Annotated in this window: 11 protein-coding genes and 1 tRNA gene; 4 read left to right on the top strand and 8 right to left on the bottom strand. The window is 65.9% G+C overall.

The genetic code is table 11. From position 1 onward, the window contains the following. Positions 1-146 precede the first annotated feature (146 nt). Positions 147-1,037: a formate dehydrogenase accessory sulfurtransferase FdhD gene (locus tag C7441_RS10075; RefSeq protein ID WP_109612760.1), complete on the top strand. Its 891-nt coding sequence runs from the start codon at positions 147-149 to the stop codon at positions 1,035-1,037. After that, positions 1,030-1,662 (top strand): molybdenum cofactor guanylyltransferase MobA, encoded by a 633-nt coding sequence (mobA, locus tag C7441_RS10070; protein WP_109612759.1) that lies wholly within the window; start codon positions 1,030-1,032, stop codon positions 1,660-1,662. Before C7441_RS10075 ends, mobA begins: the two co-directional genes overlap by 8 nt. Positions 1,663-1,850: 188 nt before the next feature. On the opposite strand, the gene C7441_RS10065 is transcribed toward mobA, so the two are convergent. Genes C7441_RS10065 through C7441_RS10045 form a run of 5 tightly spaced genes read right to left on the bottom strand, consistent with a single transcriptional unit; the run spans position 1,851 to position 7,261 of the window. Continuing rightward, a complete protein-coding gene (locus C7441_RS10065) occupies positions 1,851-3,806 on the bottom strand; it encodes a molybdopterin biosynthesis protein (RefSeq protein ID WP_109612758.1) in 1,956 nt (651 codons plus the stop codon). A 4-nt stretch (positions 3,807-3,810) separates the two neighbouring features. After that, on the bottom strand, positions 3,811-4,941 hold the full coding sequence (locus C7441_RS10060; protein WP_109612757.1) for a molybdopterin-binding protein: 1,131 nt from the start codon (positions 4,939-4,941) through the stop codon (positions 3,811-3,813). A gap of 46 nt (positions 4,942-4,987) precedes the next feature. Continuing rightward, entirely contained in the window at positions 4,988-5,821 is an 834-nt protein-coding gene (locus tag C7441_RS10055) for an ABC transporter substrate-binding protein (RefSeq protein WP_109612756.1), read from the bottom strand. A gap of 22 nt (positions 5,822-5,843) precedes the next feature. Beyond that, complete coding sequence (locus tag C7441_RS10050; protein WP_109612755.1) at positions 5,844-6,566, bottom strand: ATP-binding cassette domain-containing protein; 723 nt, start codon at positions 6,564-6,566, stop codon at positions 5,844-5,846. Beyond that, complete coding sequence (locus tag C7441_RS10045) at positions 6,566-7,261, bottom strand: ABC transporter permease (protein WP_109612754.1); 696 nt, start codon at positions 7,259-7,261, stop codon at positions 6,566-6,568. The genes C7441_RS10050 and C7441_RS10045 overlap by 1 nt, the downstream gene beginning before the upstream one ends. Before the next feature lie 89 nt (positions 7,262-7,350). Between C7441_RS10045 and C7441_RS10040 the strand changes: the two genes are divergently transcribed. Beyond that, entirely contained in the window at positions 7,351-8,232 is an 882-nt protein-coding gene (locus tag C7441_RS10040) for a helix-turn-helix transcriptional regulator (RefSeq protein ID WP_109612753.1), read from the top strand. A gap of 17 nt (positions 8,233-8,249) precedes the next feature. Here the strand turns inward: C7441_RS10040 and C7441_RS10035 are convergent, their stop codons facing one another. Beyond that, positions 8,250-9,638: an FAD-binding oxidoreductase gene (locus C7441_RS10035; RefSeq protein ID WP_109612752.1), complete on the bottom strand. Its 1,389-nt coding sequence runs from the start codon at positions 9,636-9,638 to the stop codon at positions 8,250-8,252. 245 nt (positions 9,639-9,883) lie between these two features. On the opposite strand from C7441_RS10035, the gene C7441_RS10030 reads away from it, so the two are divergent. Beyond that, entirely contained in the window at positions 9,884-11,212 is a 1,329-nt protein-coding gene (locus tag C7441_RS10030; RefSeq protein ID WP_109612906.1) for an NAD(P)/FAD-dependent oxidoreductase, read from the top strand. A 168-nt stretch (positions 11,213-11,380) separates the two neighbouring features. Here the strand turns inward: C7441_RS10030 and C7441_RS10025 are convergent. Both C7441_RS10025 and C7441_RS10020 read right to left on the bottom strand, forming a co-directional pair. Further along, positions 11,381-11,456 (bottom strand) — tRNA-Ala (locus tag C7441_RS10025). 266 nt (positions 11,457-11,722) lie between these two features. Then, the gene (locus tag C7441_RS10020) at positions 11,723-12,112 is read right to left on the bottom strand and encodes a TIGR02300 family protein (protein ID WP_019172735.1); all 390 of its coding nucleotides are present in this window, start codon (positions 12,110-12,112) and stop codon (positions 11,723-11,725) included. Between the last annotated feature and the right edge of the window lie 64 nt (positions 12,113-12,176).

The following is a 12,176-nucleotide window of genomic DNA, read 5'->3' as shown; positions in this document are numbered from 1 at the left end:
TCCTCCCTCCGGGCAGCGCCGGGCGGGAATGCCGGCATGTCAGTCGCGTGAAGTTCGTGACTCTCCACGCGATCTGGAGTCTGGCCTAAATCTGAACAGGCTATAGACTGGGGGTCAAGCGACAGTTCCACCTCCCGCGAGGTTCCATGCAAGACATCCGCGCAAAGCAAGATCCGGCCATCATCATGCCAGAGCCGCATGATCCACGCCTGACAGAACGCGTCACCGGCGTCGACCATACCGGCGCCGTGGTGGAAATCCGCGTGCCGGTGGAACGCGCCCTGACGCTCTATCTCAACGCGCAGGAGATCGTCACCATGATGACGATCAACGATTATCCGGAATATCTGGCCATCGGCTATCTGCTCAACCAGAACATGCTGAAGCCCGACGATGTGGTGACGGGCGTCGATTACGACGACGACCTGCAGGTGGCCGTGGTGCGCACCGAGCGGCACACCAATTACGAGCACAAGCTGAAGAAGCGGACGCTGACTTCCGGCTGCGCCCAGGGCACGGCCTTCGGCGACCTGATGGAAGCGCTGGAGGAGATCGACCTGCCCAATGCGGAGCTGCGCACCTCCTGGCTCTACGCAATGACGAAGAGCATCAACACCATGCCCTCGCTCTACCTCGAAGCCGGCGCGATCCACGGCTGCGTGCTGTGCCAGGAGGGCCGGCCGATCTGCTACATGGAAGATGTCGGCCGTCACAACGCCGTCGACAAGCTGGCCGGCTGGATGTACCGCAACAGGATCGACCCGGCCGATAAAGTCCTCTACACGACCGGACGGCTGACCTCGGAAATGACGATCAAGACCGTTCGCATGGGCATACCCATCCTCGTCTCGCGCTCCGGCTTCACCGCCTGGGGCGTCTCGCTTGCCCGGCAGGCGGGGCTGACGCTGGTAGGCCGCGCACGCGGCAAGCGCTTCGTCGCGCTTTCGGGCGAGGAGCGCATCGTGTTCGACCAGGACCCCGCTTCCGTCGAGGAGGAAGCAGCACGCCACAGACGCAAAGGCGCCGACGATGACTGACGAAACGCACGCCACGACGACGATAGGCGTGATCCTTGCCGGCGGGCTGGCGCGGCGCATGGGCGGTGGCGACAAGCCGATGCGCGCCATCGGCGGGCGACCCATTCTCGACCATGTCATCGCGCGTTTTGCGCCGCAATGCGATGGCGTGATCCTGAATGCCAATGGCGACCCCGCGCGCTTTTCCGCCTTCGGCCTGCCGGTGGTGGCCGACAGCGTGGCCGATTTTCCCGGACCGCTGGCCGGCGTGCTGGCGGCGCTCGACTGGACGGCGCACAACCGGCCCGGCGTGCGATGGGTGGCAAGCGTTGCAGGCGACTGTCCCTTCCTGCCCCGCGATCTGCTGGCGCGCCTGCATGAAGCACGCGCAGCGCAAGGCGCCAAGCTGGCGGTGGCGGCCTCCGGCGGCCAGTCGCATCCGGTGATCGGCCTGTGGAGCGTGGCGTTGCGCGAGGAACTGCGCCACGCACTGGTCAAGGAAGACATCCGCAAGATTGACCGCTGGACCGCGCGCTATCCGCTCGCCACCGTGTCGTGGCCGGCCGAACCGGTGGATCCGTTCTTCAACGCCAATACGGTGGAAGATCTGGCCGAGGCGGAGAAGCTGGCCACGCTGGCGGGGTAGTTGGCGAATCTGGCAGGATGATCGCCCTCCGTTGCCCCCTCTGCCCTTCCGGGCATCTCCCCCCATTGGGACGGGAGAGATTGGATGTCACTGCGGCTTTCGCCAATCTCCGCGTTGCAAGGAAAGTGTCAGGGTTGCGGCCGGCTGAGGGGCGTGAAAGAACGCAATACTGAACTGGCTTGCGACAACTATGCCGGCCGAAAACCCGCTTCCTCCAGCGCCTGCCGCACCTCCGGCGAGCGAAGCGCCGACAAGAAAGCTTCCACGGCCGGACGCTCGCGCCGCGCCGACACAAGCGCGAAGTCGTAGTGCTCCTCGGTGAGCGCGATGAAGCCCAGCCCAGCCGCATCTGCCACAGGCGCGATGGTGACGCCCCAATCCGCCCGGCCCTGCGACACGGCGGCCGCCACGGCGTTGTGCGATTTCGGCTGGTTCCAGTAGCCGTCTGGCCGTGCGCCGGCGAGCAGCGCATCGATGAGAATGCGCGTGCCCGCACCCTGATTGCGGTTGACCATCAGGCAGGCGGGATCGGCAAGTGCTGCCTCAACGGCGGCCTGCGCCGACAGACCCTCGAAGCGCGCGTCGCCCTTGCGATAGACAAAACCCTGCATGCGTCGCCAGCCCGGCACCAGTTCGAGGTCCGGCGACAGGAAAGGCTCGTTGTAGCTCCGCGTCTTGTCGTCAAACAGGTGGATGGGCGCGAGGTCGCATTCGCCGCGCCGCGCGGCCGCCAGACCGCCAAGGCTGCCGACAGACAGCGAACGCAGCGAGAGACCCTGACGCGCCAATGGCGCCAGCACACGGTCTAGCCCGGTGCAATGGCTGCCGATGATGACGAGGTCGGGCACATGAACCTGCGGGGTAAACAGCGTGACCTCGACTTGCGTGCCCGCCGGCAGGTGGTCGGCCAGCGCCTCGATGCGGACGAAACCGTCGGCCTGCGTGAAGGACGTTATCGCGCCGGAGCCTTTCCCCGTGGGATAGGCGACCAGCCCTTCCCGCCCCTCGACCAGCGAGACCATGACGAATTCCGTGCGGCCAAGCTCGGAGGGCACACGCAACGGCACGGTTGCCGCGACATGGGCATCGGTGCGCGGCGGCAAACCCGCCATGCGGCGCAGCACCGGCACGATCATGTCGTGGAAGGTGAACATTGCCGAGGTGGGGAACCCCGGCAGGATGACCACCGGCTTGCCGTCGCAGACCGCCAGACACAGCGGCTTGCCGGGTTTCAGCGCCACGCCATGCGCCACGATGCCGGGCTTGCCCAGCCGCGCGATGATGCGGTGGGTAACGTCGCCCGCCCCCTTCGAGGTGCCGCCCGACAGGATCAGCATGTCGTGTTGCGCAAGGGCGGCGCGCATCGCCGCTTCCAGCTTCGCTTCGTCGTCCGGGAAGGCGCCCAGAAAGACAGGCTCGCCGCCATTTTCAGCAATGGCCGCCGAAACGATGGCGCCGTTGGTGTCGTAGATGCCGGCCGGCGGCAGCGGCGCGCCGGGCTGAACCAGTTCGTCGCCGGTGGACAGCACCGCCACCCTCGGCTTGCGCGCCACCGTCACGACGGCAATGCCGCAAGCGGCGAGCATGCCCACCTCACGCGCGCCAATGACGGTTCCGGCCCGCAGCAGGGTTTCGCCGCGCGCCATGTCGGAACCGGCATAGGAAATGAACTGGCCGGGCCCCGCGGCGCGGCGAACCTCGATGCCCTCGCCCGCCGGCTCGGTGTGCTCGACCATGATCACCGCGTCGGCGCCGCGCGGGATCGGGCCGCCGGTGGAGATCGGCGTGGCGGTGCCCGGCGACACGGCAAGGCCGGGCAGCGTGCCGCAGGCGATGCGTTCGTCATTGAGGGCGAGGAGGGCGGCGTGCGCCTCGCCGGCCTGGGCAAGATCGGCCGAGCGAACGGCAAAACCGTCGACATTGGCGCGGTCGAAGGGCGGCACGTCGATAGGTGCGACCACATCCGCGCCGAGCGCCGATCCGAGCGCTTCGCCCAGCAACCGTTCATCAAGAGCGATGGGGCGCGGAAACAGCGCCGCCTCGAAGCGCGCCAGTGCCTCCTCTCGCGACAGGATCGCCAGAAACTGTTCCTGCTCGATGCCCGCGACCGTCGCGGCATCCGGGCGGGGAGAAGCATTGTTCATTCATTCACCCATTGCGCAGCGCAAACGCGGAAACTTCCGCGCCGGCCGCAAATCCTTCGCTGTTGGCCCCGACAGTCAGCCAGGCATCGGCAGCCGCGACGCATTGCAACGGCAGCGTCCCGGCGGCAAGCGGCATCCATGACCTGTCCCCGCGCCGCAGAAGGACAAGTTCCGTGACGCCGATGGACGACGCGATCTTGCGCGCCAGCGGCAAGGTTTCGGCCTGCCGGGGGCATCGTGCGGTCAGGCGGTCGATCACCGGCAGAACAAGCACGAGAAAGCCGGCAAGCGCCTGATCCGGCGCTCCCGGCAAGGCAATCGCCGGTATGCCGCGCAGCCGGCCGATGGCCGTGGTGCGGCCCGGCGCCATCGCAATGCCGTGGGCACCAAGCGCGCCATGTGCGGCCAGAGCCGCAGCCACCTCATCGGAACGGCCGGCACCCGTGCCGCCCACCAGCACGACAAGGTCGGCCGATCCGGCATCCAGCGCCGCGACGATATCCGCTACGGCACGGCCGGTCGTTTCGATGCCTGCCGGGATAGACGCACCCGCCGCCCGCGCCAGTTCCGCAACCGTTTCGGATGCGGAACTGGCGCCGTCGCTCGCGGCGATATCGATGATGCGCAAGGAAGGCCGGCGCACCTGCAAGCGGATCACGCCGGCGCGACGGGCGGGCAACAGGTCGGCCGGTGAAACCGGGCGCCCGGCAGCAACCGGCGGATGGCCGGCAGGCAGGTCGGTTCCGGCACGGCGCACGCCCTGTCCTGGAACCGCTTCGGCCAGCACCTGAACCAGCGGCCCGATTTCCTCCACCAGTCCCGGCTCCAGCACGCAGTCGCAGCCGACCGGCATGGGCTGACCGACCTCCACCCAGGAAGGCGGCGAGACCGGCACGAAAGGCGAATAGGCGGATGCGCCGGCAAGGTCGGCGGCCGCAAAGGCCCAGCCATCGATCACGGCCTCGTCGGCGGTGGGCAGCGCCTGCGCCAACGGCGGCTGCCCGGCCGCCACGCAGCCGGCAACTTCGATCAGCGGCACTTCGACCGGCGCGACCGGCTCCAGGCCGTCGAGCAGCAGCGCCAGCGCCGCCTCGACACCGGTCAGCGCAAAACCATTGGGACGGGCAAACATCATGGCCCATGATGGGCCATGTGAACGCGGCTTGGCAATGGTCGCGGGCTCAGCTTCCCTGCGATGCGTTGGGGAAGAAGAGCTGCTGGCCGTCAACCTTGTAATTTGCGATCGTCTGCTGCCCTTCGGGCGAGATCAGCCAGTCGATGAAAGCCTGCCCGAGGTCCACCTTGACGTTCGGATGCTTGTCGGGACTGACCAGCATGACGCCGTACTGGTTGAACAGGCGCTTGTCGCCTTCGACCACGACCTCAAGGTCGCCACGGTTCTTGAACGACAGCCATGTGCCGCGATCGGACAGCACATAGGCGTTCATGGCACCGGCGGTGTTGAGCGCCGCACCCATGCCCTGACCGATATCGCGATACCAGGGACCCTTGGCCGCATCGATGTCGATGCCGGCATCCTTCCACAGCTTCAGCTCGGCCACATGCGTGCCGGACCTGTCGCCGCGCGAGACGAAGGGCGCCTGCTTTTCCTGGATCGCCTTGAGCGCGGCGACGATGTCGCTGGTGCCGGCCACGCCTGCCGGGTCGCTCTTGGGGCCGATCAGCACGAAGTCGTTATACATGACGTCGAAGCGCTTCACGCCATGGCCTTCCTCAAGGAATTTTTCCTCCTGCGCCTTGGCGTGGACGAAGACGACATCGGCATCGCCGCGGCGGGCAAGGTCCAGCGCCTGCCCGGTGCCCAGCGCCACCACCTTCACCTCAATGCCGGTCTTGTCCTTGAAGATCGGCAGGATGTGGCCGAACAGGCCCGAATCCTGCGTCGAGGTGGTCGAGGCGACCACGATGGAGCGGTCCTCGGCGAAAGTCGCGGCCGTTCCTGCAGCCAGCGCAAGCAGCGCGGAAAGGCAGAAAAGAAAGTGTCTGCGTAACATCGGGGAAACTCCGTTTCAGCGTCTAAAGGACAATGTCGCCGCGCAGGAAGGCAGCGGCTTCAGGTGTTGAAGGGCGGTCGAGAAAGGCATCGGCCTCGCTCTGCTCGCGCAGACATCCGCGCACCATGAACAGCACCTCGCCGGCCAGCCGCCGCACCTGGCCGAGATCATGCGAAGCCATGACGATCTTGATGCCCGCGCCAGCGGCCGCACGCACGATCTCCTCGACGCCGCGGGTGGCGGCGGGATCGAGATTGGCGGTGGGCTCATCGAGAAACAAGAGTTCGGGATCGCGCGCCAGGGCGCGGGCAAGCGCCAGCTTCTGCTGCTCGCCACCCGACAGCGAACGCGCCGGGCGGGCGGCCAGGCCGGAAAGGCTGACGCTGTCCAGCAATTCCTCGACCCGCAGGGCACGCAGCCGGCGCGGGCAGCCCGCCTGCGCAAGAGCATAGGCGACATTGGCCGCAACCGAGCGACGCAGCATGACCGGGCGCTGGAACACGAATGCGCGCCGCAACGGCCGCGCATCCCTGCGCCCGCCCCACGACACGCCCCCGGCAGTGGGCGCCAGCAATCCCATGCAGACGCGCAGCAGCGACGACTTTCCCGCACCGTTGGGACCAACGATGAGGGTTGGCGCACCGGGTCGGATCGTCAGACTGATCCGGTCGAGAATGCCCGTCTCGCCGGCGCGCAACGAAACCTCGTCGAGCGCCAGTGGCAAATCGCTGTGGGGCGCGCGCATTATGCACCCACCCGGCGCTCGGACCACACGCGCAGGCCCCATACCCCCGCATTGATCAGCAATATCAGGGCTATGAGGACGATGCCGAGGCCCATGGCGAGCGGCAGGTCGCCCTTGGATGTCTCCAGTGCGATCGCTGTCGTCATCGTGCGGGTGAAGCCGTCTATATTGCCGCCCACGATCATCACGGTGCCGACCTCCGCCGCCGCGCGGCCGAAGCCCGCCAGCAGCACGGTCAACAGGCTGATGCGGCTGTCCCACAGCAGCGTGGCCACGCGCCCCGCCGCGCCGACATCCATGGCCGCGAGCTCGTCGCGATATTCGCGCCACAGGTCCTCGATGGTCTGGCGCGCGAGGGCGGCGATTATGGGCAGCACCAGCAGCGCTTGCGCCACCACCATGGCAAGCGGCGTGAACAGAATGCCGAGGAAGCCGAGCGGGCCGGAACGCGACAAAAGCAGATAGACGGCAAGGCCCACCACCACCGGCGGCAGGCCCATGAAACCGTTGAGGATAACGATAAGCCCGGTGCGGCCGGGAAAGCGGGTGAGCGCCAGCGCCGCGCCGAGCGGCAGGCCAGTGATCGTGGCGATCAGCACCGCTGAAAGACTGACGGCCAGCGACAGGCGCACGATGGCGAACAATGTCGCATCGCCGCTGACAATAAGCTGCCAGGCATCCAGGCCTTCCGGCATTTTCGCCCTCCCTTTTCATCATTTGACGGCAAGGTTTCCATATCTGTCAAATTCTTGAACATACGCAGAAATATGCATAAGAATGCAGAATGGATTTCCTGACCACGAGCGAGGCTGCGGACTATCTGCGCATTGGCGAGCGCAAGCTCTACGAGCTGATCGCCGAGGGCGCGGTTCCCTGCAGCAAGGTTGCGGGCAAATGGCTGTTTCCGCGCGGTGAGCTCGACCGCTGGGTGCTTTCGGGCCTGATGCGCCCCGCCGGCATGATTGCGGGAGAGCCGCCGCCCATCGTCGCGGGCAGCCAGGACGACCTTTTGGAATGGTGCCTGCGGCAATCCGGCTCGGGTCTCGCGACGCTGGCCGAGGGGTCGGCCAATGGCGTCGAGCGCCTGCTGCGCGGCGAGGCGCTGGCCGCCGCAATCCACTATCATGGGGCAAGCGAAGACGAGGACGCCAATGTGGCGACGGTCGCGGCGATGCCGCGGCTGCATGACGCCGTACTGATCGCTTTTGCCCGGCGCGAACAAGGATTGCTGGTGCCGCCCGGCAATCCGCTGGGGCTGGCCTCGCTGGCCGATGCACTGGCTGCCGGCGCAAGGATCGCCATGCGCCAGAAAGGAGCCGGCGCGCAGATGCTGCTGGAGGCCCTGCTGGCACGGCTTGGCGCCACCCCCGCGGACGTCAACCGGCTGGAGCCGCCCTGCCTGACCGGCCCTGACCTTGCGGTCGCCATCCGCACCGGCGCGGCCGATTGTGGCCTTGCCACGCGCGCGGCGGCGCGCGGCGCCGGGCTCGATTTCGTGCCGCTGGTATGGGAGAATTTCGACCTGCTGCTGCGCCAGCGCAGCTATTTCCAGCCACCGTTCCAGGCCCTGGCGGCTTTCCTCGCCGGTGACAACCCTACCCGCCGCGCAGCCGAACTGACCGGCTACGACACCTCGCAAGCCGGTCGCGTACGCTATTCGATGTGAGGTCGCGTAAGCGACCGTCAGGCCGTCATGTCGAATATGCGGCTCGGATTGAGGATATTGTTGGGGTCGAGCGCGGCCTTCACCCGGCGCATGGCCGCGACTTCGACCGCGCTGCGCGACAGATGCAGATAGGACTTCTTGTCCAGCCCGATACCATGCTCGGCGGAAATCGAACCGCCCGTCCGGGCGACACAATCGAGCACGGCCCTGGCCACGGCGTCCGGCGCGTCGGTCTTGACGCAATAGTGCAGATTGCCATCGCCGAGATGGCCGAAGATATAGTCCCGTCCCGACGGATCGGCCTTTCTCTGCGCTTCCCTGGCCAGAGCCAGAAATTCGCCCATGCGCGGCAGCGGCAGACTGACATCGAGGCTCAGCATCGGCTCCAGCCCGAAGAGATAGGTGTTGCAGTCGTCGCGCAGCGCCCACAGCGTCTGGAATTCACGCTCCGACTGCGACAGCACCGCATCGGCCACCAGTCCGTCCTCGATCGCCTGTCCGAGCGCCTCGGCAAAGACGGTCTCGTCGGTTTCGGGCGACATGCCCTGAATGTCGGTCAGCACATAGACCGGCGCGTTGAGTTCAACCGGCGGCTGCAGGCCGAGCGCACCGGCCATCTCGCTCATCAGTGGATCGAAGATAACCTCGAAGCCCGACAGCAACGTGCCGAGACGCGCGCGCAGGAATTTCAGCAGTTCCATCGCCGCGTCCAGCGACGGCAGCGCACAAAAGGCAACCGACTGCGTTACCGGCCTGGGATGCAGCCGCAGGCAAGCACGGGTGACCACGCCGAGCGTGCCTTCGCTGCCGATGAAAAGCTGGCTCAGATCATAGCCGCTATTGTCCTTGGCGAGGCCCTTGAGCGAGGAAACCACGCTGCCATCGGCCAGAACGGCTTCCACGCCCAGCACCTGCGCGCGGAAATTGCCATAGCGCAGCACACGGATGCCGCCTGCGTTGGTGGAGATGTTGCCGCCGATGGTGGCGGTGCCACGCGCGCCGATATCGACCGCGAACATGAAGCCGGCGGCATCGGCATGCTCCTGCACGATCTGCAGCGGCACGCCCGCTTCGGCAATCACCGTAGCGGTGGCCGGCTCGACCGGCGAAAGCGCGGTCATGCGCTCAAGCGTCAACACCGCCTCGCCGGCCTGCACGCGGGCAGCCCCTGCAAGACCCGTGCGCCCGCCCTGCGTCACCAGCTTCTGGCCGACAGCGTTGCAGGCCTTGAGAATCTCGGCGACCTCGCCGGTGTTGCGCGGGCGCAGGACGATTTCCGGGCGATGCGAAACCTCGTGGGAAAGATCGTCGCTGTAGCGCGGATCGACCGCGTCTCCAACAAGGATGGCCGCGCTGTCCAGTTTGCCCTGAAGGGCCAAGATTAGCTGTTCGATCTGTTGTGCCATGATGCCATGTCGTCCGGTTTCCTCACGTGCCTTATAGACGAGGCAATTTCGCTTGCAATGTGGGGCTTGCGGCGGTTACCCCGGTTTTTGAAGCGTGGCAAAGCCGCCGCATCGTCATCGAAATTGCCGGGTGCTCAGGCCCTATGCATAGCCCCGGCAGGCACAATGCGCCGCCGGAGCGAATACGCTTCAAAAGAGCATCCGCGACGGTGCCGCATCATCCGGCCATTTGGGAGAAGAAAAGCATGGGTCCGCAAGTCGATCCGGTTCCTGAGGACGATAGCCGCCCCGACAGCGCCGACGTCGTCATCATCGGCGGCGGCATCATCGGCGTCAGCGCGGCGCTGTTCCTGGCGAAGAGCGGTGTTTCGGTCGCGCTGTGCGAGAAAGGCTATATCGCCGGCGAACAATCAAGCCGCAACTGGGGCTGGTGCCGGCGCATGGGCCGCGATCCGCGCGAACTGCCGCTGATCGTCGAGGCGCTGAAGCTCTGGCCGCAGATGGAGGAACTGACCGGCACGGATGTCGGCTTCCGGCGCTCCGGCATCCTCTATCTGTGCGAGAACGATGCGGACATCGCGCATCAGGAAAACTGGCTGAAAATAGCCGGCGACCATGCGCTCGACACCCATATCATCGATGGCGCGGCGTTATCGGCCCTGATGCCGGGCGCAACGCGCAGCTATCGCGCGGCACTTTACACCCCGAGCGACGGGCGCGCCGAACCGCAGAAGGCCGCTCCCGCCATCGCACGGGCCGCCCGTCGCGCGGGCGCGCATATCCTTGCCAATTGCGCGGTGCGGGAAATCGAAACCACGGGCGGGCGCATCAGCGGCGTGGTGACGGAGAAGGGCGCGATTCGTACCGGCACGGTGATCATCGCTGGCGGCGCATGGTCGAGCCATCTGTGCGGCTCGCTCGGAATCAGGCTGCCGCAACTGGTGGTGCGGGCGTCCGTCATGCGCACCGGGCCGGTGGAAGGCGGGCCCGACAATGCGGCATGGGGCAGGAACCTCGCCTACCGCAAGAGACTGGACGGCGGCTACACGATTGCCGACGGAATGCTCAACTATCACCACATCGTGCCCGGCAGCTTCCGCTATTTGTCCGATTTCCTGCCGATGCTGATGCAGGACTGGCGCATGGTGCGCCTGCGCGCCGGGATGGATTTCTTCACAGGCCCGTTCGGCCTGAAGCCGTCTACCGACCCCGACCAGACGGTCTATGAACAGCATCGCACGCTCGACCCCATGCCTGCGACGGCGCGTCTCGATGAGGTGCACCGGAAGATGGAGGAGGTTTTCCCCTTGTTGAAAGGGGCGCCTGTGCTGCAGCGCTGGGCAGGCTTCATCGACACCACGCCCGATGCGGTTCCGGTCATCTCGCCTGTGCAATCGCTGCCCGGCCTGGTGATCGCCACCGGCTTTTCCGGCCACGGCTTCGGCATCGGCCCCGCCGCGGGGCGGCTGGCGGCGAATCTCGCCACGGGTGATTCGCCGATCGTCGATCCGAAACCGTTCCGCTACGAGCGCTTCATCGACGGCACCAAGCCGAGGCCGACGACAGGGGTTTGACGCCGCAATCCGCCGGGGCGGAAAACAGCCTCGCATCGGCGAAAAAGCGCGCCGATGCGGCGGTTTCCACGCGTCGACCCCGACACGCGAAAGCGCGACAGACGGAAATATGAATGGAACCGCTCTTTCGAGCGTTCAAAAACCACCAGATCGGGGAGTTGTGAAATTTGGTGGAGCCAAGCGGGATCGAACCGCTGACCTCCTGCATGCCATGCAGGCGCTCTCCCAGCTGAGCTATGGCCCCACAAACCGGCGAAACCGGGTGCCGTTTCCGGCGGGAAGGTCGTTCAGGCGTTTCGCCCGCACCGACCGTGAGGCGGCTTCTAGCGCCGCCTTTTGAGAAGATCAAGCCTCTTTCGAGCTTTTTCTCACAGCCGGGCATCGGACCGAAAAATGGAAACCGGTTTTCGGAATATTCCGATGCTCGTTCGAGGTGCCGGATCGTCCCTGGTGCATCCGAACGGACGCCGGCAATCTGATGCGCCGACCATGCGGCGCATCAGCAAAACATCAGCTTTCGTCGTCGTCCCCGACGCCGACGATTCCGGAAACGTCGTTGTCCTCGTCCTCTTCGTCCTCGAGGAAGGTATCGTCGTCATCATCGCCGAGATCGACATCTTCTTCGTCATCGATGGAGATGAGATCGTCGTTGCCCTTGATTTCGTCGTCGGCATCCTCGAGCGACACGACTTCCGCGCCCTCTTCTTCCGTATCGACGCTGCGCTCCTCGACCTCTTCCTCGTCCTCTTCGGCAGACTTGATGCTTGTCGTCGTCTCGAAGAAGGACCTCGGATAGGTCTTTCCCGTGTAGGGAGAAACGATCGGATCCTTATTGAGGTCGTAGAATTTACGGCCCGTTTCAGGATCAATGCGCTTCGTGCCAAGTTCTGGTTTAGCCACCGTGGATCCTCGTTTTCAAGTTTCGGTCCCCTTAACCACAGTTTCGGACGCTGTCAAAGCCAAA

The organism is Pseudaminobacter salicylatoxidans (assembly GCF_003148475.1).
Taxonomy (GTDB): Bacteria; Pseudomonadota; Alphaproteobacteria; order Rhizobiales; family Rhizobiaceae; genus Pseudaminobacter; species Pseudaminobacter salicylatoxidans.
This window is presented reverse-complemented; position numbering and strand designations above follow the sequence as displayed.

What these genes read in the sequence shown, in the direction of transcription:
- C7441_RS10030 (WP_109612906.1), top strand. Translation starts at nt 9,884, where the DNA reads ATGGGTCCGCAAGTCGATCCGGTTCCTGAGGACGATAGCCGCCCCGAC.
- C7441_RS10075 (WP_109612760.1), top strand. Translation starts at nt 147, where the DNA reads ATGCAAGACATCCGCGCAAAGCAAGATCCGGCCATCATCATGCCAGAG.
- C7441_RS10035 (WP_109612752.1), bottom strand. Translation starts at nt 9,638, where the DNA reads ATGGCACAACAGATCGAACAGCTAATCTTGGCCCTTCAGGGCAAACTG.
- mobA (WP_109612759.1), top strand. Translation starts at nt 1,030, where the DNA reads ATGACTGACGAAACGCACGCCACGACGACGATAGGCGTGATCCTTGCC.
- C7441_RS10045 (WP_109612754.1), bottom strand. Translation starts at nt 7,261, where the DNA reads ATGCCGGAAGGCCTGGATGCCTGGCAGCTTATTGTCAGCGGCGATGCG.
- C7441_RS10055 (WP_109612756.1), bottom strand. Translation starts at nt 5,821, where the DNA reads ATGTTACGCAGACACTTTCTTTTCTGCCTTTCCGCGCTGCTTGCGCTG.
- C7441_RS10040 (WP_109612753.1), top strand. Translation starts at nt 7,351, where the DNA reads ATGGATTTCCTGACCACGAGCGAGGCTGCGGACTATCTGCGCATTGGC.
- C7441_RS10050 (WP_109612755.1), bottom strand. Translation starts at nt 6,566, where the DNA reads ATGCGCGCGCCCCACAGCGATTTGCCACTGGCGCTCGACGAGGTTTCG.
- C7441_RS10060 (WP_109612757.1), bottom strand. Translation starts at nt 4,941, where the DNA reads ATGATGTTTGCCCGTCCCAATGGTTTTGCGCTGACCGGTGTCGAGGCG.
- C7441_RS10065 (WP_109612758.1), bottom strand. Translation starts at nt 3,806, where the DNA reads ATGAACAATGCTTCTCCCCGCCCGGATGCCGCGACGGTCGCGGGCATC.